The sequence below is a fragment of the Catellatospora chokoriensis genome (assembly GCF_011297315.1).
In the GTDB taxonomy this organism is placed as follows: Bacteria; Actinomycetota; Actinomycetes; order Mycobacteriales; family Micromonosporaceae; genus Catellatospora; species Catellatospora citrea.
Map to the genome: position 1 here is coordinate 61970 of NZ_JAAOTI010000018.1, position 21505 is coordinate 83474.

Annotated in this window: 15 protein-coding genes and 3 pseudogenes; 10 read left to right on the forward strand and 8 right to left on the reverse strand. The window is 72.3% G+C overall.

The features are described 5' to 3' along the window. The first annotated feature begins 20 nt into the window (after positions 1-20). Positions 21-1094, forward strand: a complete 1074-nt coding sequence (locus tag HAV39_RS25655) for a hypothetical protein (RefSeq protein ID WP_191841725.1) — start codon at positions 21-23, stop codon at positions 1092-1094. A gap of 25 nt (positions 1095-1119) precedes the next feature. Here the strand turns inward: HAV39_RS25655 and HAV39_RS25660 are convergent, their stop codons facing one another. Beyond that, positions 1120-1932, reverse strand: coding sequence for a hypothetical protein (locus tag HAV39_RS25660; RefSeq protein ID WP_191841726.1), 813 nt, complete (start codon positions 1930-1932; stop codon positions 1120-1122). Positions 1933-2264: 332 nt separating this feature from the next. Between HAV39_RS25660 and HAV39_RS25665 the strand changes: the two genes are divergently transcribed. The 5 genes from HAV39_RS25665 to HAV39_RS25685 are packed head-to-tail and all read left to right on the forward strand — an operon-like array spanning position 2265 to position 7647. Continuing rightward, complete coding sequence (locus HAV39_RS25665) at positions 2265-2948, forward strand: polysaccharide deacetylase family protein (protein WP_239120223.1); 684 nt, start codon at positions 2265-2267, stop codon at positions 2946-2948. Next, entirely contained in the window at positions 2945-3895 is a 951-nt protein-coding gene (locus HAV39_RS25670) for a glycosyltransferase family 2 protein (protein ID WP_191841728.1), read from the forward strand. The genes HAV39_RS25665 and HAV39_RS25670 overlap by 4 nt, the downstream gene beginning before the upstream one ends. A gap of 4 nt (positions 3896-3899) precedes the next feature. Further along, positions 3900-4961: a GNAT family N-acetyltransferase gene (locus HAV39_RS25675; RefSeq protein WP_191841729.1), complete on the forward strand. Its 1062-nt coding sequence runs from the start codon at positions 3900-3902 to the stop codon at positions 4959-4961. Positions 4962-4982: 21 nt separating this feature from the next. Then, entirely contained in the window at positions 4983-6299 is a 1317-nt protein-coding gene (locus tag HAV39_RS25680) for a nucleotide sugar dehydrogenase (protein WP_120318266.1), read from the forward strand. 28 nt (positions 6300-6327) lie between these two features. Further along, positions 6328-7647: a glycosyltransferase family 4 protein gene (locus HAV39_RS25685; RefSeq protein ID WP_239120221.1), complete on the forward strand. Its 1320-nt coding sequence runs from the start codon at positions 6328-6330 to the stop codon at positions 7645-7647. 366 nt (positions 7648-8013) lie between these two features. Here the strand turns inward: HAV39_RS25685 and HAV39_RS42835 are convergent. From HAV39_RS42835 to HAV39_RS42840, 4 genes and pseudogenes are all read right to left on the reverse strand, one after another. After that, positions 8014-8406: pseudogene (locus HAV39_RS42835) on the reverse strand (glycosyltransferase family 2 protein); the annotation flags it as partial. Between the two features lie 27 nt (positions 8407-8433). Then, positions 8434-9969, reverse strand: a complete 1536-nt coding sequence (locus tag HAV39_RS25690; RefSeq protein ID WP_191841731.1) for a sugar transferase — start codon at positions 9967-9969, stop codon at positions 8434-8436. A 233-nt stretch (positions 9970-10202) separates the two neighbouring features. After that, positions 10203-10415, reverse strand: a pseudogene (locus tag HAV39_RS25695) (sugar nucleotide-binding protein); the annotation flags it as partial. 102 nt (positions 10416-10517) lie between these two features. Further along, positions 10518-10641: pseudogene (locus HAV39_RS42840) on the reverse strand (MerR family transcriptional regulator); the annotation flags it as partial. A 140-nt stretch (positions 10642-10781) separates the two neighbouring features. On the opposite strand from HAV39_RS42840, the gene HAV39_RS25705 reads away from it, so the two are divergent. Both HAV39_RS25705 and HAV39_RS25710 read left to right on the forward strand, forming a co-directional pair. Beyond that, the gene (locus HAV39_RS25705) at positions 10782-11198 is read left to right on the forward strand and encodes a VOC family protein (RefSeq protein ID WP_191841732.1); all 417 of its coding nucleotides are present in this window, start codon (positions 10782-10784) and stop codon (positions 11196-11198) included. Positions 11199-11270: 72 nt separating this feature from the next. Continuing rightward, on the forward strand, positions 11271-12284 hold the full coding sequence (locus tag HAV39_RS25710) for a UDP-N-acetylmuramate dehydrogenase (protein WP_191841733.1): 1014 nt from the start codon (positions 11271-11273) through the stop codon (positions 12282-12284). A 15-nt stretch (positions 12285-12299) separates the two neighbouring features. Here HAV39_RS25710 and HAV39_RS25715 read toward each other — a convergent pair whose 3' ends face one another. Together HAV39_RS25715 and HAV39_RS25720 are read right to left on the reverse strand one after the other, a co-directional pair. Beyond that, positions 12300-13328, reverse strand: coding sequence for a serine hydrolase domain-containing protein (locus HAV39_RS25715; RefSeq protein WP_191841734.1), 1029 nt, complete (start codon positions 13326-13328; stop codon positions 12300-12302). Continuing rightward, the gene (locus tag HAV39_RS25720) at positions 13325-14200 is read right to left on the reverse strand and encodes a fumarylacetoacetate hydrolase family protein (protein ID WP_191841735.1); all 876 of its coding nucleotides are present in this window, start codon (positions 14198-14200) and stop codon (positions 13325-13327) included. Before HAV39_RS25720 ends, HAV39_RS25715 begins: the two co-directional genes overlap by 4 nt. Before the next feature lie 135 nt (positions 14201-14335). Here HAV39_RS25720 and HAV39_RS25725 point away from each other — a divergent pair, with 135 nt between their 5' ends. Then, positions 14336-16078, forward strand: coding sequence for an IlvD/Edd family dehydratase (locus tag HAV39_RS25725; protein ID WP_191841736.1), 1743 nt, complete (start codon positions 14336-14338; stop codon positions 16076-16078). A gap of 163 nt (positions 16079-16241) precedes the next feature. Here HAV39_RS25725 and HAV39_RS25730 read toward each other — a convergent pair whose 3' ends face one another. Beyond that, positions 16242-20438 (reverse strand): S8 family serine peptidase, encoded by a 4197-nt coding sequence (locus HAV39_RS25730; protein ID WP_191841737.1) that lies wholly within the window; start codon positions 20436-20438, stop codon positions 16242-16244. 91 nt (positions 20439-20529) lie between these two features. Here HAV39_RS25730 and HAV39_RS25735 point away from each other — a divergent pair, with 91 nt between their 5' ends. Beyond that, positions 20530-21477: a helix-turn-helix domain-containing protein gene (locus tag HAV39_RS25735; RefSeq protein WP_191841738.1), complete on the forward strand. Its 948-nt coding sequence runs from the start codon at positions 20530-20532 to the stop codon at positions 21475-21477. Positions 21478-21505: the final 28 nt, after the last annotated feature.

Genomic DNA, 21505 nt, shown 5'->3' on the forward strand with positions numbered 1-21505 from the left:
ACAGGCAGGAGCCTCGAACGATGCGTACCACCCGACTGCTGGAGAACCGATCGGACCGGATCATCGCCGCGGCGGTGGTCGCGCTGGTGGGAGTCACGATCCTCGGGGTCGCGGTCTGGGGCGGCCCCGACTCCACCGAGGCCGACCCGAACGTGGCCGCCGGGGTGGACGCGCAGCCGTCCGGCTCCGTCGCGTCCACCGCGGGCGGGCCCTCCCCGAGCGGGGTGACACCGCGGCCCAGCACCTCGGCCACGGCCACGCCGACGAAGCGCCCACCGTCGGCCAGCCCGAAGACCTCCCGGCCGCGCACCCCCGCCGGAGCCAAACCCGACGCGACCAACACCGGGGTGCGCCCCGGCGTCAAGCTGTCCGTCGTCAACGGCAACGTCACGTTCAGCACCAGCGGCGCGGTCGTCGAGGGCAAGGAGTTCCGCGGCTTCGTCCACGTCACGGGCCGCAACATCACGTTCCGGAACTGCCTGTTCCGTGGCGGGGTCGCCACCAACAACGAGTTCCTGCTGACCACGGTGCGCGGCACGAACACCGTGGTCGAGGACTCGGAGTTCGCGCCCGCCCACCCGTCCGCGCGCATCGACGGCATCTGGGCGCAGAACGTCAGCATCTACCGCGCGAACATCCACGGCAGCGTCGACGGGGTGAAGACCGGCTCGAACGTCCTCATCCAGGACAGCTTCATCCACGACCTGACCTGGTTCGCCAGTGACCCCAACCAGGGCGGCGGGGAGACCCACAACGACGGCGTGCAGAGCCTGCCCGGCGACACGAAGCTGACCCTGCGCCACAACACGATCGACGTGTCGAGCCTGCCCGCGGCGAACGCGGCGCTGCAGAACGCGGCGACCGAGGTGCGCATCGAGAACAACTGGCTCGACGGCGGCCAGTGCACCCTGAACTTCCACCCCGGCAACAGCAGCCGCCTGACGTCGCTGTACGTGGTCGGCAACCGGTTCGGCCGGCACTCCTACTATCGCTGCCCGATCCTGCTCAGCACGCAGTCGAGCCTGGCCGAGAACAGCGGCAACGTGTGGGTGGACACCAACACGCCGATCCCCGCGCCGCAGCAGCACAACTGATCACCGCACGCGGCGGGGCCGCGGGTCAGTCCTTGCCGACCCGCGGCAACACCATCGTCGAATCGGCACTCATGGGGACGGCCTGAGTCGGTTCCTCGGAGTCCACGGCCGTGCGCGTCTTGCCGGTGTCGTCGGCCTGCTCGGGCACGCGCGAGATCACCGCGGTCAGCTCAATGTCGGACGGCCAGGTCGGAACGGCCTGGGTCTGTTCGCCCGACAGGTCGGGATCAGCCTCCGGCCCGCGTGCCCCGGCCGGTGCCGCGGCGAACGGCCGACGCCGCCGAAGCGACAGCGCCCGGTCCACGAGCACGACCACGCCGGCCGCGCCGCCCAGTCCCAGCATGGTCGCGATGAAGGCGACCGCGATCTGCTTGGTGATGGACTTCTCGATGTTCGAGCCCGCGTCCAGCCGGCGGGTGCTGATGAGGTCGATGGTGGCCAGCCCGTACTGCGACTGCAGCTGCGCGATGTTCGTGACGAGAAGCCGGACGATCTCGTCCGCCGTGGCGCGCGCCTGGTTGCGGGACGACGCCACGATCTCGATCTTCACCATGGGCGTGTACGAGTCGAGCTCCAGGGTGTACGTGTCGCTGAGCCCGGCCGATTCCATGGTCTCGACGATCGATTTGTCCTGCACGGTGACGATCGCGGCGTTGGCGATCGTCTGCAGGCCCTGTGCCAGCCACGGATTCACCGGGGGTGCCGCGGCGTTCGGATCGTCGCTGACCGGCCGCGGCAGCGGCGGAACCATCTGCACGTACGACGTCAACGTGTAGGACGGGGAGACGGCGCCGTACACCAGCGGGGACAGTGCGATCACCAGGAGGAACAGCGGCACGGAGACCATCCATCGCCGCATCAGTACCCTGAGGGGGCCCGACGACGCGTCCAAGTTGCGTCCCTCTCCATCCGATGAGGATAATGGCTTCGCTGAGCCGCACCGATTAGGTTGTAGCCTACGCCCTGCGGTCACGGTCGTGAGCGGCTGCCCGATCCTATTTCGGCTGGCCGAGAATGGCACATCCGCCACCGGCACCCATCATGCATAAGCCTGTCGGTTTGACGACATGCGCTTACCTACCAGTTCGCTTGCGCCCCGTGGTTGTCGCACGACACCATCTACGGGTCGCAGTCGGCTGCATAAGGACGGAAGGTTCATTGAGCACCAACGTGAGCGTTCCGGAACCGGTGGTCTACCTGACGGTGCACGGCATCGGCGCCCCCGAACGCGATGTCTCGTCCGCCGAGTCGCAGACCTGGATCAGCGAGCAGCAGTTCGAGCAGTTGCTGGATGCCGTCGGCACGCGCGACGACGTGCGGATCACGTTCGACGACGGGAACGCCTCGGACATCACCATCGCGCTGCCCCGGCTGATCGAGCGAGGCCTCACCGCCGACTTCTTCGTGCTCGCCGGCATGCTCGGCGAGCCGGGCTGGCTCAGCGCCGACCACGTCCGGCAGCTCGACGCGGCCGGCATGACGATCGGATCGCACGGCTGGGCACACGTGGACTGGCGCCGCCTGCCGGATGCGGCGGGCGCGACCCAGGAGTACGGCGACGCACCCACCGTGCTCGGCAAGCTCATCGACCGGACTGTGTCCACTGTGGCCATTCCGTTCGGCTCGTACGACCGGCGTGTGCTGTCCGGGCTGCGCCGAGCCGGCGCGACCTGCGTATACACCAGCGACGGAGGCCGCGCGCGGCCCGGCACGTGGCTACGGCCGCGTAACAGCGCACGCCACGACCTCGACGCGAGCTGGCTGGCGGGCGTCCTGGACGAGCGTTCCAGCGTCCGCGGCGATGCCGTCCGGCTCGCCAAGCGCACCGTCAAGCGGTGGCGGGGGCGGCCGTGAGCGACGCCGCGACCAGCCCGGCGGCCGACGAGCTCACGACGACCCGGGTCGCGGTCGTCATCGTCACGTACAACAGCGCCGCGGTCCTGCCTGCCTGCCTTGACGCCCTGACCGCGGTCACCGGCGTCACCCTCAGCGCCGTCGTCGTGGCCGACAACGCGTCCCGGGACGAGTCGCTGGCGGTCGCCCGCGCTGCCGCGTTCGCGCTGCCGGTCGTCCCCGTCGCGGTCGGCCGCAACGCCGGCTACGCGGCTGCCGTCAACGCGGGCCTGGCGGCGCTGGATCCGGCGAGCTACGACGCCGTCTTCGTCCTCAACCCCGACTGCAGCGTGAGCCCGGAAGCACTGGCCGTGCTGGCAGCGGCACTCCGCCGGCCGGGCTGCGGGATAACCGCGCCGCTGATGCTCAACGCGGACGGATCGCTGCAGCCGTCGCTGCGCCGGGCGCCGAGCGTCCGCCGCGCGCTCGGCGAGGCGCTGCTGGGCCGCCGGGCCGAGCGGTATCCGGCCGGCAGCGAGCTGGTCACCGACCCGGCCGATTACCGCGAGCCGCACGCGGTGTCGTGGGCCACCGGCGCGGCGCTGCTCATCTCCGCGGACGCGGCCCGCGAGGTGGGCCCCTGGGAGGAGTCGTTCCTGCTCTTCAGCGAGGAGACGGAGTACTGCCTGCGGGCCGCAGACCACGGCTACACCACCTGGTTCGAGCCGACCGCGGTGGTGACCCACATCGGCGGCCCGTCCGGCAAGGACCCGTTCCTGTCGAAACTGATCGTCTGGAATCGGGTGCGGTTGTTCCGCAGCCGGCACGGTGCGCTGCGGTCCGGCGCCTACTACCTGGCCACGCTACTGGGCCAGAGCATGCGCGCGCTGCGCGGCCGCCCCGAGGCCCGAGCGGCGACCGAGGCACTGCTGTTCCCGTCCCGCCGCGTCACCTCGCTGGCGGAGTAGCCCGATGACCCCCACCGCGAACGGCCTGGTGCCACTGCAGCACCTGGCCGACCAGGATATTTCCGCCTGGCACCGGATCCGGGCCGGCAACCCGCTGCTGGACAGCCCGTACTTCCACCCGGACTTCGCCCGGGCGGTCCACGACAGCGGCTCGCCGGTGCACGTGTACGTCGAGCGCGGCCCGGCCGGCGACGCCACCCTGCTGCTGCCCTGCCACGTCAGCGGCGGCCTGCTGCGCCCCGTGGGCTGGCCCGGAGCCGACTTCCAGGGCCCGATCGCCGCCCCGGACACCCCGTTCCGGCCGCTGGACCTGATCGCCGGCCGGGTGCGCGGATACTCCTTCGACCACCTGCTGACCGGGGTGGACCGGTGCGAGCCGTGGATCGAGTCCCGGCAGCCGTCGCCATACCTGGAGATCGGCGGCGCCCTGCCCGGTTACCTGGAGCGCGCCTCCAGTGCCGGACGGCGCAAGATGACCGAGGCACGCCGCCTGGTCGCCATGGCGGAGCGCAACCTCGGGCCGCTGAGGTTCGCGGCCGACACGGTGGACCACGACGAGCTCGCGCGGGTCATCGAACTGAAGCGGGCGCAGTACGCGAGCACCGGAGCCCCCGACTACTTCGCCGAGCCGAGCCGGGTGGCCCTCGTGCACGGCCTGCTCGACCGGCGCGATCCCGCCTTCGGCGGCATGCTGTCCACGGTGTACGCGGGCGATCAGCTGCTCGCGGCGCACTTCGGTATCCGCGCCGACAGCGTGCTGCACTGGTGGTTCCCGGTCTACGACCCGGCTCTCGGGCAGCTCTCCCCCGGCTGGATCCTGCTGCGCGAGATCATCATGCGCGCCGACGAGCTGGGCATCACCCGCATCGACCTGGGCCGGGGCGACGACGACTTCAAGCGCCGCGCCAAGACCGGCGAGGTCGAGGTGTGCCAGGGCCTGGTGACCCGCAGCTCGACCCGGCTGGCCGCGCGCCGCCTGCAGCGCAGGCTCGTCGCCGCCGCCAAGACGTCACCGCTCGGGCCGCAGCTGCGGCAGATCTCGCGTCGGCTGCGCGGCCGCGCCTAGAACTAATCGAAAGGGGTTCACATGCGCATCGCCGTTGTCGGGCTCGGCTATGTCGGCTGCGTCTCCGCAGCCTGTTTTGCCTCCCGTGGACACGAGGTCATCGGTGTCGACAACAACCCGGTCAAAGTCGACCTCACCAACCGTGGCGTCGCGCCGGTCGTGGAGGAGCGCATCGGCGAGCTGACCGCCGAGGTCGTGGCGGCGGGCCGGCTGCGGGCCACCACCGACATCGAGGCGGCGATCGCGGCCTCGGACGTGTCCCTGGTGTGCGTGGGCACCCCTTCGGCCCCCAACGGCCGCATGTCGACGGAGTACCTGGAGCGGGTCGCCACCCAGATCGGCGCCGTGCTGGCCGACCTGGACCGGTGGCACACGGTGGTGTTCCGCAGCACCATGCTCCCGGGCACCTGCCTGGACCTGCTGGTGCCGCTGCTGGAGAAGGCGTCCGGCCGCACCGCCGGGGTCGACTTCGGGGTCGCGGTCAACCCGGAGTTCCTGCGCGAGGGCTCCAGCGTGCGGGACTTCCTGGACCCGCCGAAGACGGTCATCGGCCAGCTCGACGAGCGCAGCGGCGACCTGGTGGCGGAGCTGTACACGGGCCTGCCCGGCGAGGTCTTCCGGGTGCCGGTGCCGGTCGCCGAAATGATCAAGTACGTGGACAACACCTTCCACGGACTGAAGATCGCCTTCGCCAACGAGATCGGCGCGATCAGCCGCGGCCTGGGGCTCGACTCCCACCAGGTGATGGACGTGTTCATGGCGGACCGGAAGCTCAACATCAGCACCGCGTACCTGCGGCCCGGGTTCGCCTTCGGCGGCTCGTGCCTGCCGAAGGACCTGCGCGGCCTGGTGTACGCGGCGCGCACCGTGGACGTGTCCACCCCGCTGCTCGGGCACGTGCTCGCCGCCAACGAGGAGCACTTGCGCCGCGCCTTCGACCTTGTCGCGGCCACGGGCACCCGCAAGATCGGCATGTTCGGCCTGTCCTTCAAGCCCGGCACCGACGACCTGCGGGAGAGCCCCCTGGCCGACCTCGCCGAACGGCTCATCGGCAAGGGCTACGACCTGCGCATCTACGACACCAACGTGTCGCTGTCCCGGCTCATCGGGGCCAACCGCGACTTCATCGACCGGCATCTGCCGCACCTGAGCGAGGTGCTGGTCGACACGGTTGACGAACTGCTCGACCACGCCGAGGCGTTCGTCGTGGGGCACCGGGATCAGCCGGTGCTCGACGCCCTCGCCCGAGTCGACGATCGGCCGATCGTGGACCTGATCCGTCTCCCTGACGCGCCGGCGCGTCGGGCCAACCCTGGATACGTGGGAATTGGCTGGTAGAGCTCTCATCCTCGTCGAAAACCTCTCCGTGCCGTTCGACCGGCGCGTGTGGCAGGAATGCCTGGCGCTGCGCGACGCGGGCTGGGAGGTCCATGTCATCTGCCCGCAGGGCACGAACCGGGACACCGAGCCGGAGGTCGTGCTCGAGGACATCCACATCCACCGGTACCCGCTGCAGGCCGCCACCGGCGGCCCCGTCGGCTACCTGCGCGAGTACAGCGCGGCGCTGTGGCGGACCCGGCGGATCGCGCGCCGCCTCGGCAGGTTCGACGTGGTGCACGCGTGCAACCCGCCAGACCTGTACTTCCTGCTGGCCAAGCGGTTCAAGCGCCAGGGCGCGCGATTCGTCTTCGACCAGCACGACCTGGTGCCGGAGCTGTACCTGTCCCGCTTCAACCGGGGCAAGGACTTCCTGTACCGCGCGGTGTGCTGGCTGGAGCGCCGCACCTACCAGGCGGCCGACGTGGTCATCGCCACCAACGAGAGCTACCGCCGCATGGCGATCACCCGCGGCGGCAAGCACCCGGACCGGGTGTTCGTGGTGCGCAGCGCACCTCGGGTCGAGCGGTTCACGCTGGTGCCCGAGGAGCCGCAGCTGCGCAAGGGCAAGCCGTACCTGCTCGCGTATCTCGGTGTGATGGGTCCGCAGGACGGGGTCGACTACGCCCTGCGGGCGCTGGCGATCCTGCGCTACGAGGTGGGCCGGACCGACTGGCACGCCGTGTTCATCGGCGCCGGGGACACCTTCGACGCGATGCGGGAGCTGGCCGTGGAGCTGAAACTCGACGACTGTGTCGAGTTCACCGGCCGCATCTCCGACGAGGATCTGCTGCGCTACCTGTCCACCGCGGACGTGTGCCTGTCACCCGACCCCACCAACCCGCTCAACGACGTCTCCACCATGAACAAGGTCCTCGAGTACATGGCGATGTCGCGGCCGATCGTGTCGTTCGACCTGACCGAGGCGCGGGTCTCCGCGGGCGAGGCGGCCGTGTACGCGCCCGCCAACGACGAGAACGCCTTCGCACGGCAGGTCGCCTACCTGCTGGACGCTCCGGAGGAGCGGCGCCGGATGGGCCGGCTCGGCCGGGAGCGGGTCGCCGGTCCACTGTCGTGGGACCGCTCGAAGGAGGCCCTGGTGGCCGCGTACGAGGCGGCGGTGCGCCCGCAGCCGACGACGGTGCCGCTACCGCGCGGCACGGGTGGTGGCGTCACTGCCCCACGCGGGAGCGACGGTGCCACCGCGCCGCAGGTGCCGAGTCAGCGCACGCTCGGCCAGCAGGACGCCGAGGTAGCACCCGGCGTCGAGCAGCCGTACCTCCCGCCGACGTACCAGCCCGAGCAGTGAGCTGAGCCGCAGCCGCCCACCGGCGTGGCTGCGGCCCAGCTCGGCAAGCTCGCGATTGCCGGCCCGCACGCGTACGCGACGGCGCAGATGCGCCCGGACCGTGCGCGCGGGCCGCACGACGGTGCGCGCGGCCGCCACGACCGCCCGCTCCGCCGGGGCGAAACTCGTGTGGACCCAGCCGTCGTCAGAGATGATGTCGGGCATCGGGAAGATCCGGGCGTGCCCGGCCTCGGTCAGCACGTAGGCGCCGACACCGGCGAGGGCGCGGTTCGGCGCGATCAGGCGGTCGTGCACGCGGTGCACCCGGCGTGCCACCTGGCCCACCCCGACGAGATCGAGTTCCGGCACGGGTGCGCAGGCCAGCACGCCGGGCGCGGCACATGCCGCCACGAGCGCACGGACCGAGTCGGCCGACATCGCGACATCCGCGTCCAGATAGATGCGCGGGAAGGCACGGCACGCGGCGTCGCCGAGCCGGATCGCGTTCGGCTTGCCCCCGACCGGGGAGGCGACCACGCGCACGCCGGCCGCCGCGGCCACCTCCGCCGTGCGGTCGGTGCAGCCGTTGGGCACGACGACCACGTCGAACTCACCGGGCCGCGCGCCGTCGAGCAGCGTGGCCAGGTTCGCGCCGAGCACCGCTTCCTCGTTGTGCGCCGGGATCACGATGCTCACCGCCGGCGTGCCCACCGCGGGCACGCCGGCCTCGTCCACGACGTCGTTCACGACGCTGCTCCCCTCATCCTCGGCCGTGAGCATAAGGGGCGCACGCCGTCGCCGACCTGGCTAGTAGGCACCCGTGCCCTTGAGCACCGCACCGGCGGTGCGCACCAGGATCAGCAGATCCATCCACAAAGACCAGTTCTCCACGTAGTGGACGTCCAGCCGCACCGCTTCGGCCCAGGGCAGATCCGACCGCCCCGACACCTGCCACAGCCCGGTCAGACCCGGCTTGACCAGCAGTCGCCGGCGCATCTCGAAGCCGTACTCGGCGACCTCGCGCGGCAGTGGCGGGCGCGGGCCGACCAGCGACATCTCGCCCTTGAGCACGTTGATCAACTGCGGCAGCTCGTCCAGGGAGTACTTGCGCAGCCAGCGGCCGATCGGCGTGATCCGCGGATCCTCGCGCATCTTGAACAGCGAGCCGTCGTGATCGTTGTGGGCGCGCAGGCTCTGCAGCCTGCTCTCCGCGTCGACGTGCATGGTGCGGAACTTGTACAGGGTGAACGGGACGCCGTTGCGGCCGACCCGGGTCTGCCGGAAGATCACCGGCCCGCGCCCACCGGGCGTCAGCTTGATCAGCAGCCCTAGCACCGCGAGAAAGGGCAGCAGCACCAGCGTGCCGAGCAGGCCGCCACAGAAGTCGACCGCCGCCTTCAGCAGCCGGCTGCCGCCCTTGAGCTTCGCGTGCTCCAGGTGCAGCAGCGGCAGGCCGACCACGGGCCGGATGGTGGTCCGGTCACCCGTGACGTCGATCAGCGCGCTGGCCAGGATGACGTCGATCTCATCGCGCTCCAGCTTCCAGGCCAGCCGCCGGACCGCGGAGCTGCCGAACTCGGGGCAGGGCAGCACGATGATCGTGTCGCTGCCCGAGGCCGCGACCGCGTTGGCCACCTCGTCGACGTCGAGCGAGCCGTACACCTTCGGGTGGCCGTGCGCGCCGCCGAGCATGGTCTTGGCCAGCTTCGACTCGGTGGGCAGGCAGACGCCCACCACCTGCATGCCGTGTCGCCGCTCGCGCCGCAGCTGGGCGGTCAGCTCCCAGACGGCCTGCTCGTGCCCCGCCACGATGATCCGGCGCAGCAGGCGCCCGTTCTCCCAGCGCCGATGCAGCACGCGCCGCAGCAGATACCGGTGCGCCAGTGTCAGCGTCACCACCATCGGTATGGAGATCAGCGGATAGGCGCGCGAGATGTTGAGATTCAGCATGTACGACGCGAACGCCATGATGGCGGTGAGCCACAGAGCGGCGCGCAGGATGCGCGCGTACTCGTCGTTGCCGAGGAACATGCACCGCGAGTCGTAGGCACCGGTCAGCAACGCCATCACGACCCACCCCACGGGGAACAGCAGCGCGATGGCAAGGTGGTTGCGGTTCCAGGGACTGTCCCAGGTCTGTCCGAATCGGAAGTAGATCGCCAACACCGCGGCGACGGCGGCGACGAGCGCGTCGCCGAGCACCGCCAGCCGGACATATCCGGTCTCCCAGTTCACCCGGGCGAACCCGGCCTGGTTGTCGGCTGCGATCCGGGACAGGACGGCGGTGACGCCGCTGTCATCGTCCTCGTGCCGAATCGCTGTGATCCTGTGCGTGTCGGTCATGGTCTGTGTGTCAGTCACACTCGGGACCCCCCACCGGTCCGATGGCGCAACGGCTGGTCTGTGTGTTCGGGCTGCAGAACGCGCTGAGTCTATGAGCGTTACGAAGACGCAGGGGTCAGCAAGCCGACAGTCTGCAACGGAGCGTGCCCGTCCTACGTCGCGGCGGCACCGGGTGCGACGAGCTGACCTGTGACGAGTCACGTACGCCTCGTCACCAGCGGCGGTAGCGTCGCCTAGCCGACTGCGGGGACGCCCGCGCGGTCCGGCTCGCACCATACCGACCCGCCACGTCCGCCGCCAGGCCGTTGAGCTGCCGATCGAGTGATCGTCCACGTCGGACGGTCATGCTGATCGACGAGCCCGGTCGGGGTCGGCCGAGTCTCGGCGAGCGCGAGCATGGTGGCCAGGAAGTTTCGCCCATGCGTGCCGCAGAGCCAAGCTGTACGTACGACATGTCCGCGACCTGTGCGGCGATGGCGCGTTCAGGCGATCAGCAGACGGAGGCCGGGCTCTGCCGCGTCGAGCCCGGCGAGGTCTCGGTTGCGTTCGGCCCACGCCGACGTTCAGCACGGTCCGGGCGTCCCCGAGGGCAGCCAGGACCTGCGCGGCGATACGCGGTTCGGTGCGCCGGGTCACGGTGTAGGAGGCCCCGATGGTGTCGTACAACGGCGCGCTGGACATGAGCGCCATTTCACCATATTGATCGGACGCGTGGAGGGCGTGACGTCGTGCCCCCGCTCGCCTCGGACCGCAGCGGCGCCGCTCAGTGCGGGTGAGGCCCGGGCCGGGCTCCCGTCTGTAACGTGAGCTGCATGGACATCAAGGTCTCACACTGTTTCATCATCGTCGACGACCACGACAAGGCCATCGGCTTCTATCGCGACGTGCTCGGTTTCCAGGTCCGCACCGATGTCAGCTACGAGGGCATGCGCTGGGTGACCGTCGTGCCGCCGAGCCAGCCCGACCTCGAGATCACGATCGAGACGCCCGAGTCACACCCGGACGCCTCCGCCGAGGACAAGCAGAAGGAGTACGACCTGCTCGCCAAGGGTCTGCTGCGCGGGCTCATCTTCACCACCGACGACGTCGACGCCGCCTTCGAGCACATCCGCGCCTCGGGCGCCGAGGTGCTCCAGGAGCCTGCCGACCAGGCGTACGGCGTCCGGGACTGCGCGTTCCGCGACCCGGCCGGGAACATGATCCGCCTGAACCAGCCCAGCCGGAGATGACCGTGCCGTCGGCCACGACGACGCGGGCGACCGCCGACCGGCGTGCGCTGATCCCTCGGTAGGCTCGGGCCCGTGACCATCACGTTTGCTGAGCTGACCACGATGCGGGTCGGTGGCCCGGTGGGGCGGCTGGAAGTCGCCCGCAGCACGCCGCACGCGATCGAGTTGCTCCGCGACGCGGACCGGACCGGTGAGCCGCTGCTGGTGATGGGCGGCGGCTCGAATCTCGTCGTCGGCGACGTCGGCTGGGACGGCACGGTCGTGCGCATGGAGTCGGCCGAGCTGGCCATCGACGGCGAGCTGGTCACCGCCGCCGCCGGGGTCGAGTGGGAACACCTCGTCCGCACGGTGCTGGCCGAGGGCCTGGCCGGGGTCGAGGCGCTGTCGGGCATCCCCGGGTCGGTCGGCGGCACGCCGGTGCAGAACGTCGGCGCGTACGGCACCCTGACCTCCGACGTGCTGGAGTCGCTGTCCGTGTACGACCGGACGACGGGCGAGGTGGAGCGCTGGACACCGGAGCGGTGCGGGTTCGGCAGCCACCGGCAGTCGGTCTTCAAGCACAGCGACCGGTGGGTGGTGCTGGACGTCACGTACCGGCTCCGCCGCGGTGGGCAGTCCGCCCCGGTCACCTTCCCGGCGGTCGCCGAGCGGCTGTCGATCGAGGTCGGCGGCACCGCGGCCCCGGCCGACGTGCGCGAGGCGGTCCTGGAACAGCGCCGGGCCCGCAAGATGGTGCTGGACCCCGCCGACCACGACACCTGGAGTGTCGGCTCCTTCTTCCTCAACCCGGTGCTCGCCGAGGTGCCGGAGCGCGCCCGTGCGTGCCCGAGCCAGCCGGACGCCAAGGGCACCAAGCTGCACGCCGCATGGCTCATCCAGCACGCCGGGTTCGGCCCGGGCTACGGGACCGAGTGGGGCAACGGCGCCGTGGCGCTCTCCACCAGGCACACCCTCGCTCTGACCAACCGGGGCGGGGCGACCACCGCGGACGTGCTGAAGTTCGCCGCGCACATCCGCGACGGGGTGCAGGCCATGTTCGACGTCGCGCTGACCCCCGAGTGCCACCTGGTCAACTGCTCGTTCTGACCGGGTCGCCGGCGGTCAGCGGTGGTGTGCCGCCACGGCTTCGAGCAGCGCGACGCACCAGTCGCGGAACCGTTCCGGGTGCTCGCGCGAGGGGTGCACGCGGTTGCTGAGCACGACCACCCCGTAGCCGCGCGCGGGCTCCAGCCAGATCCTATTGCCGACGAAACCCGAGCAGCCGTAGGCGTCCGCGCCCGCCGAGGGCCCGCAGATGCCCCGGGTCGGCGGCAGCCACCAGCCGAGCCCGAAGCGCTCGTCCGCCGCGTTCTCCGCCCAGCAGCGGGACGCGGCGCGGTGCAGGCGCGACGGCAGCACCGTGCCGGCCAGCCAGGCCTGCGCCGCCGCGGTGACCTGCGCGAGGGTGCCGAACGCGCCGGCATGGCCGGCGACACCGCCCATCGCGTACGCGTTCTCGTCGTGCACCTCGCCGACGATCAGACGGCCGCGCCACGCGCAGATCTCGGTGGCCACGGCGGCGCCCGGCACCGGCCCGTAGCGCAGTCCACTGCGCCGCCGGGCGAGTTCGGCCAGGCTGAGCCCGGCGTGGTCCTGCACCGCCTCGCCGAGCAGCAGGAACCCGAGATCGCTGTACTCCGCCCCGCTGCCGGGCGCGCGCACCAGCGGGGTCGCCACGGCCTGCGCGACGATCTCGTCCCGCGTGGTGGCCGTGCGGAAGAACTGCCGGACCGCGGGCAGGCCCGCCTGGTGCGAGAGCAGCTGAGCCACCGTCGCCCGGCCGACGGGCTGGTCGCGCGTCGGAGACCACACGTCGGCGAGCGGGCTGTCGAGGTCGAGACGCGCCAGCACCTCGGGCAGCGTCACCAGGGTCTTGGTCACGCTGGCCAGGTCCCACCAGTCGTGCGGGCCGGCCGGCCGGCCGGTGGTGCCGTCGGCCGTGCCCGCCACCTCGCTGAACCGGGTCGTCGCCGGGTCGAAGACGCTGACGGCGACCGCGGGCATCGGAGCGGCTGCCATCAGGCGTCGGATCTCGTCGTGCATCGTGTCCTGTTCGTCGTGCGGGCGGTGCATGCTGCCGGGCTGGGTCACGTCGCGTCCGTCCCCGGCATGCCCCGCCGGACCGGGTTGGCCAACGTGCCGAGCGCGCCGACGGTGATGCGCACGGTGTCGCCGTCGCGCAGGCTGAACGGCGTGGGCGGCACCAGGCAGGTGCCGGTGGACAGCACCACCCCGTCTGGGTGGACGTCGCCGCGCATCAGGTAGCCGACGAGTTCGTCGAGCCGCCGGTGCAGCAACGAGGTGCCCGCCGTGCCCTGCCAGGCGGTGGCCCCGTCGCGCGTGATCGTGAGCGCGATGTCCAGATCGTAGGGATCCGGCACCTCCCAGGCGGGCGTGATCCACGGACCGAGGGCGCAGGCCCCGAAGTAGATCTTCGCCTGGGGCAGGTACAGCGGGTTCTCGCCCTCGATGGTGCGCGACGACACGTCGTCGCAGATGGTGTACCCGACGATCTCGCCGAACCGGTTGACGACCAGGGCCAGCTCGGGCTCGGGCACGTCCACCTCGGAGTCCGCGCGCACGCCGATGTCCTGGCCGGGGCCGCGCACCCGCCACGCCGCCGATTTGAAGAACAGTTCGGGGCGGGCCGCGTCGTAGACGAGCTGGTAGACGTCGGCGGCGCGTTCGCTCTCCTCGACCCGGGCCTCGCGCGAGACGCGGTAGGTGACGCCGCTGGCCCATACCTCGGTGGTGCCGTCGACCGGTGCGAGCAGGCGCACCTGCGCCAGTGGCAGTGCCGGGCCCGGCTCGGGCCGGGCCAGCCGGTCGCGCAGCTCCGCCAGCGGCAACCGCCACAGCTCGGCCAGCGACGCGACGCCGCGCAGCTCGGTGACCTCGCCGTCGGCATGCCGCCCGACACGGACGTCCGGCGCACCGTCCACCTGGTATCTGACGATGTTCACGGCCGGGGCCCCGACCTGCCCGGCCGGCGCTGTGGTGCCGACATGCCAGCAGACCCTAGTGTGTCGATACACGTAATCCCAGCGCGGCCGTCGCGGCACCGGACACCGCACGTCGGCGCACGGCCGGAGGTGGACATGGACACGGAGGCCTCGCCCGCGCGGCGCAGCCGGCACTGGTTCGGCGCCGAGGGGCGTTCGGGCATGGTGTACCGGTCGTGGATGCGCAATCAGGGCCACGGGCCCGAGGTCTTCGACGGCCGGCCCGTGATTGGGATCGCCTCCACCTGGTCGGAGCTCGCGCCGTGCAACGCCCACCTGGACCGGGTCGCCGAGTCCGTCAAACGGGGCGTGTGGCAGGCCGGCGGCTTCCCGCTGGTGTTCCCGGTGATGGCGACCGGCGAGACGCTGATGCGCCCCACCGCGATGCTCTACCGCAACCTGGTGGCGATGGTGGGCGAGGAGCTCATCCGGGCCAACCCGCTCGACGGCGTCGTGCTGCTGTCCGGCTGCGACAAGACCACGCCCGGCCTGCTGATGGCCGCGGCGAGCGTCGACCTGCCGGCGATCATGGTCACCGGCGGGCCGATGCTCAACGGCAAGTTCCAGGGCGCGGACGTCGGATCGGGCACGCACGTCTGGAAGTTCGAGGCAGAGGTGAAGGCCGGCCGGATGACCGTCGCCGAGTGCGAGGTCGCCGAGGGCTGCATGGCCCGCTCCAACGGCCACTGCATGACGATGGGCACCGCCTCGACCATGGCGTGCCTGGCCGAGGCCCTCGGCATGCAGCTGCCCGGCTCGGCGAGCTGGCCCGCGGTCGACGCCCGCCGCTACGAGACGGCCCAGGCCGCCGGCCGCCGCATCGTCGCGATGGTCGACGAGGACCTGCGGCCCAGCGCGATCCTGACCCGGGAGTCCTTCGAGAACGCCATCCGGGCCAACGCCGCGATCGGCGGTTCGACCAACGCGGTGCTGCACCTGCTCGCGCTCGCCGGACGGGTCGGGGTCGAGCTGAGCCTCGACGACTTCGACCGGCTGATCCGGCAGGTGCCGACCCTGGTCGACCTGATGCCCTCGGGCCGGTTCCTGATGGAGGACTTCTGCTACGCGGGCGGGCTGCCGGTGGTGCTGCGGCGGCTGGCCGAGGCGGGGCTGCTGCACGGCGACGCGGTCACCGTCACCGGCCGCGGCGTCGGGACCGAGGTCGCCGACGCCGGGTGCTGGAACGACGAGGTGATCCGCCCCTGGGACAAGCCGCTGCAGGCGGCCGGCAGCGGCACGGCCGTGCTGACCGGCAACCTGTGCCCGCGCGGCGCGGTGCTCAAGCAGTCGGCGGCCTCGCCGCACCTGCTGGCGCACGAGGGCCGCGCCGTGGTCTTCGACTCTCCCGAGGACTACCACGCGGTCTGCGACGACGAGGACCTGGACGTGGCGGCCGACGACGTGATCGTGGTCCGGGGCGCGGGGCCGAAGGGATACCCGGGCATGCCGGAGGTGGCCAACGTGCCGATCCCGACCCGGCTGCTGCGCCAGGGCGTGACCGACATGGTACGGATCAGCGACGGGCGGATGAGCGGCACCGGCTTCGGCACGGTGGTCCTGCACGTGTCCCCGGAGGCGGCCGTCGGCGGGCCGCTCGCCCTGGTCCGCACCGGCGACCGGATCCGGCTCGACGTGCCCGCCCGCACCCTGGACCTGCTCGTGTCCGAAAACGAGCTGGCGGAGCGCGCCGCAGACTGGGCCGAACCGGCGCGCTCGGCCGCCGACAGGTCCGGCTACCGCTGGCTCTACCGCGCCCATGTCCAGCAGGCCGAACTGGGTGCCGACTTCGACTTCCTCACCGGCTCCCGCGGCTCCGAAGTCCCTCGCGACTCCCACTGACCCGCCGGGTGGGCCTGCAGTTTCGGGGAAACTGCACCCATCGGACGGCGTGAACCTGCACTTTCCCCGAAACTGCAGGCGAACGCCTAGCCCCGCCCCGACGAGCGGGTGGAGAAGGGCACTTTCTTATCGCTCCGCGATAAGAAAGTGCCCTTCTTTTCTCCTAGTGGAGGGGGATGCGGTGGACGCCGCCGCGGAGGGTCCCGGCGAACAGCCAGCGGCCGTCGGGGCTCACCGCGAGGGTGGTGACGTCCAGGTTCTGCAGGCCGGACGAGATGTTGTGCCAGGTCCGGCCGCCGTCGACGCTGCGGAGGACACCCCGGCCGCCCTTGGCGAGGCCGTACGCGGACCACGTGGTGGTGGCCGCGTAGAGGGTGTCGCCCTTGGCGGCGAAGTCGGACACCATCAGGTCCAGGGAGCCGGTGTCGGCGGTGCGGAAGGTCCGGCCGCCGTCGGTGCTGGTCCGGATGCTCGGACCGCCGACGGCGAGTCGCCTGCCGTCCACCCGCAGCGCGATGACCTGGCCGTCGGCGACCTTGGTCAGGGTGACGCCGCCGTCGTCGGAGCGGTAGAGGCCGCTGTTCATGCCGAGCCACAGCCGCTTCGCGTCCGCCGGGTCACCGGCCAGCGCGTTGACCCGCTCGTCCAGGTACAGGTTCTTCCAGGTGCGGCCGCCGTCGAGGGTGACGGTGAGGCCCTGGCCACTCAGCCGCTCGAAGCCGGCGTACACCCGGTTCGGGTCGGCGGGGTGAATCAGCAGCGAGGTCGGCTTCTCGGTGCCGGTGAAGACCTCGCTCCAGGTGCGGCCGCCGTCGTCGCTGCGGCCGAACATGAACTGGTCGCCCCAGGCGGCCCGGCGGATCTTCCAGACCACCTTGGCGTCGGCCGGGGACACGGCGAGGAACTCCGCGCCCGCGCCGATCCAGCCCTCGCCCTCGGCCGCGCCCCAGTCCGGGCCGGTCGCGGGCGACGCCGTGCGGTAGAGGCCGCTCTCGGTGCCGGCCACCAGGTCGCCGCCGACCACGGCGAGGTCGTACACCGTGGTGCCCTGCACGCCGAGGCGGCGGTAGCCGGCCGGCCCGGTCGCGTAGAGGCCGGCCGAGGTGGCCGTGGTCGCCGTGCCGTCGGCCCAGCGGTCGTAGTCGGTGACCAGCGCGTCGTGCGCCGGCAGCGGCACCGACTCCCAGGTGCGGCCGTGGTCGCGGCCGACCAGGCCCTCGCCGGACAGGGTGGCCACGTACAGGTCACCGCCCGAGGTCCGCATCGTGTGCAGGCCGAACTCGCGGCTGTACAGCGTGGACCAGTTCTTGCCGCCGTCGTGCGAGCCGACCACGCCCTCGCCCCACACCACTGCCGCGACGACGCCGTCGTCGGCGCTCAGCGAGGCGACGAACTTCGACGCGCTGTCGTACACCCGCACGGCCGCGGCGGGCGTGCCGGAGACGACACCGGACAGCTTCCACACGCCGTCGAAGTCGGCGAGGTAGAGGTCGTCGCCGCCGATCGCCGCGTGCTGGATCTCGCCGGGCAGCCCGGACGGCATCGCCGTCCAGCCGTCGCCGCCGTCCACGCTGGTCCACAGCGCGCCGCCGATGACCGCCACCAGCACGCGGGTCTGCGCGTCGGCGACCAGCTCGTCGACCCAGCCGGCCGGCGTGGGCAGCGTCTGCCAGGTGCGGCCCCGGTCGGTGGTGCGCAGGATCTTCCCGCCGGTCTGCGGGTCGTTGACGGCGTACCACCAGCGCGACGCGTTCTTCGTGTCGAGCACGGGCGTGCCGACGCCCGCGTTCCCGGCGACAGGGAGCCGGTTGAGCTGGCTCCAGCTCTTGCCGTGGTCGGTGGTGAGCCACGGGCCTGCCTTGTAGTCGGTGCTCATGACACCGACCGCGCCGTCGGCCGGGGTGAGGGCTAGCTGCCCGCCCGTGCCGTACGGGCCGACCGGATCCCACTTGGTGCGCCGCACGTCCTCGGGCAGCACCTCGAAGCCGCTCGACCCGATCAGGCGCTGCCCGGAGGCCGCGGTGCCGCGCACGCTCACCCGGTACGCGCCCGGGTCCTCGCCGGTGAGGTCGGCGGTGTACACGTTGTCGTACCGGTGGGTCGCCGGCACGGTGTACGACCGGCCGCGCGGCGGGTCGACGGTGACGGCGGGCGCGGCGGCCAGCCCGGTCGGCGCGCCGATCCACACGGTGCTGTGGCCGTCGCTCGGGTCGGGCGTCGCGGCCACGATCAGCGGCCGCACCACCAGCAGGTACGGCACCCGGGCGACCCGGCCCGCGCCGCCGTCGGCGGTGATCACGCCGGACAGCTCGGTGTCCCCGGCGGGCCGCGCGGCCCGCAGCGTGACGGTCACCTTCGCGGTGCGCCCGGCCGGCACGGTCACCCGGTCCGGCGCGACGGTCACGGTCTTGTCGCCGGTGCGCAGGCGCACGGTCATCGCGCGCGTGTCCGAGTTGTGCAGGGTGACGGTCCGGCTGCCGCCCACGGTCGAGCCGCCCAGGTCGGCGAGTCCGAACGAGACCGACGCGGGGTCGGCGGTGAGCGTGGCGCGCGCGGCCGCGGCCACGTCGAGCCGACCCGCGCCGTACGCGGTCGGGGTGCCGCCCACCGGCTTGGCCGTGCCCGTCAGCGTGGCCAGCACCTGCGCGGGTTCCTGGCCCGGGTGCAGCTGGCGCAGCAGCGCCGCCGCGCCGGCCACGTGCGGGGCGGCCATCGAGGTGCCGGACATCAGGTACTGCCCCGGCCCGAACAGCGCCGTCGGCACCGTCGAGCGGATGCCGACACCCGGCGCGACCAGGTCGGGCTTGAGGCCGAAGCGCAGCGACGGGCCGCGCGAGGAGAACGCGGCGATCCGATCGGTGACGTCCTCGCCCTGCAGCGTCACGTCGACCGGCCCCGCGGCCAGCCGCGCGGTCAGCTCCTCGTGCTGCGTGCCGTCCATGCCGAGCACGACCAGCTTGTCCATCCGGTACAGGTCACCGGAGGCCTGCGTGCCCACCAGGTCCTTGGCCAGGCCCTTCGCCAGGCCCTTCACCGAGGTGGACGGCGCGACCGGCACAGAGCCGTCGGCGGCGGCCACCACCGGGCCGGAGTCGGCCTGGCCCGAGACCACCGCGAGCGCGCCCCGGCGCTCCAGCTCCTTGGCCAGGTCCAGCTCCCACTGCGACAGGTAGTCCAGCACTGGTGCGGCGAAACCGGTGATGCGCACGACCTTGCCGCGCAGGTCACCGGCCGCGTCCAGCTCCTCGGTGCTGCCGTAGCCCGCGTCGACCAGGCGCCCGGTGACCGGCTTGGCCGCCGGGTTCGCCGACAGGACACCGCGGTACGTCTGCAGGCGCACCCCGCCGACGTACGCGGTCGGCAGCACCATGTTGCTGGTGGACGCGCCCACGGCGATGACGCCGTCCGCGACGGCCGGGGTGCCGACCGTGTCGCGGCCGGGACCGCTGTTGCCCGCCGCGGCGACCACCACGACCCCGGCCCGGGTGGCCGCGGTCGCGGCCAGGCCGAGCGGGTCGAGGCCGTCGCCGTAACCGCCGAGGCTCATGTTGATGACGTCGGCCCGGTGCGGGTTCGCCGGGTCGGCGGCCGCCTCGATGCTCGCGACGATGTCGGAGGTCCAGCCCTCGCCCCACTCGTTCATCGCCTTGTACGCCAGCAGGCTCGCCTCCGGCGCGACCCCGGTGACGCCGCCCGTGGTGGCCGCCTTGCCCGCGATGATGCCCGCGACGTGGGTGCCGTGCCCGTTGTCGTCCATCGGGTCGGCGTCGCCGTTGACGAAGTCGTACCCGCCGACGACCTTGAAGCCCTCGCCCAGGCCGCCGCCGAGGTCCGGGTGGCTGTAGTCGACGCCGCTGTCGATGACGGCGACGGTCACGCCCTTGCCCTTGGCGGGGGTGCCGGTGTCGTCCTTGCGCTGCCAGACCTCGGTCGCGCCGATCAGCGGCACGCTCACGTCGGTGTACGCCCGCACCGGTGCGTCCGGCACGACGGCGAGCACCCCGGGCAGCGCGGACAGCCGCGCCACCTCGTCCGCCGGGACGGTGGCGGCGACCGCGTTGACCAGCAGGCTCAGCGGGCGTTCGCGGGTCAGCCGCAGGCCCTTGCCGCGGGCGCCGTCGAGGAAGGCGCGCTGGCGGTCCTGCACCGCCTGGCGCGCGCCGGTGACCTGCGCCGTGCCGGCGGCGTCACGCAGCGCGCCGGCTGGGGCCGACGCCACCGCCGCGTCCCCGGCGAGCAGCACGATGACCCGCCGCTGCGCGGCCGGGGTGGCGGCGTCCGCCGGGGACCATGCCGAGAGCGTCCCGGCGACGACCACGGCCGACAGCCCGGCCGCGAGGAAACGAGGGGGGAGTTTCATAGCTAAGCGGTCTACTGGTCCTCAGCCGTTCGGCGCAACGATCTCCACTGGCCCGTTGCTGCCGGTGGCACTCTTGGGCCAAGATCTGGCCATGCCCTCGGACCTCACCCCCGCCGGTGTCGACCCCTTCGACGAGGCCGTCTACCGCGCCATCCTCGTCCGCCGCACCGCCGCCCCGGCCGAGCTCGCCGACGAGCTCGGCTGCTCGGCCGAGCGGGTGGCCCGCGCCCTGGACCGGCTGCGCGATCACGGGCTGGTCGGCCGGCTGGCCGGCGCCCGCCGCCGGTATGCCGCGATCGAGCCGCAGGCGGGGGTGTCCGCGCTGGTCCGCGCCCGCTCCGCGGAGCTGGACCGGGTGCAGGCCGCCGCCGCGCAGCTGTCCATGCTGTTCGCCGCCGCGCACTCCGGCACCGGCGAGGAGATCGAGATCGTGACCGGCAGCGAGGCGCTGGGCCGGTGGTTCGTGCAGATCCAGCAGGAGGCCCGCGAGGAGGTCATCACGCTGGACCGGCCGCCGTACGCGCTGACCACCTCGAACCCGATCGAGCAGGCCGGCATCGCGCGGGGCGTGCGGTACCGGGCGGTGTACGCGCCCGAGGCCCTGGAGTGGCCCGGCGTCTTCGACGACATCCGCGAGCTGATCAGCCACGGCGAGCAGGCCCGGGTGCTGCCCGGCCTGCGCATCAAGCTGGCCATCGCGGACCGGCGCATCGCGCTGATGCCGCTGTCGCTGGACCTGACCGAGGTGCGGGCCGCCGTCATCCGGCCGTCCACGCTGCTCGACGGCCTGATCGACTACTGGGAGCTGTGCTGGCGGACGGCCGTGCCACTGCTCGCCCCGGCCGAGGACCCGGTGTCCGAGGAGGACCGGGCGCTGCTGATCCTGCTGGTCAGCGGGCTGAAGGACGAGGCCGTCGCGCGGCAGCTGGACTGGTCGGTGCGCACCATGCGGCGGCGCATGAGCCGCCTGTACGAGCTGCTGGGCGCGGCGAACCGCTTCCAGGCGGGCGCGATCGCGGCCCGCCGCGGCTGGATCTGACCGCTGCTCCGTGGAAACGGAGCCGCGG

Coding starts and splice junctions, on each gene's coding strand:
- HAV39_RS25655 (WP_191841725.1), top strand. CDS start 21: ATGCGTACCACCCGACTGCTGGAGAACCGATCGGACCGGATCATCGCC.
- HAV39_RS25675 (WP_191841729.1), top strand. CDS start 3,900: ATGACCCCCACCGCGAACGGCCTGGTGCCACTGCAGCACCTGGCCGAC.
- HAV39_RS25680 (WP_120318266.1), top strand. CDS start 4,983: ATGCGCATCGCCGTTGTCGGGCTCGGCTATGTCGGCTGCGTCTCCGCA.
- HAV39_RS25690 (WP_191841731.1), bottom strand. CDS start 9,969: ATGACCGACACGCACAGGATCACAGCGATTCGGCACGAGGACGATGAC.
- HAV39_RS25705 (WP_191841732.1), top strand. CDS start 10,782: ATGGACATCAAGGTCTCACACTGTTTCATCATCGTCGACGACCACGAC.
- HAV39_RS25725 (WP_191841736.1), top strand. CDS start 14,336: ATGGACACGGAGGCCTCGCCCGCGCGGCGCAGCCGGCACTGGTTCGGC.
- HAV39_RS25730 (WP_191841737.1), bottom strand. CDS start 20,438: ATGAAACTCCCCCCTCGTTTCCTCGCGGCCGGGCTGTCGGCCGTGGTC.
- HAV39_RS25735 (WP_191841738.1), top strand. CDS start 20,530: ATGCCCTCGGACCTCACCCCCGCCGGTGTCGACCCCTTCGACGAGGCC.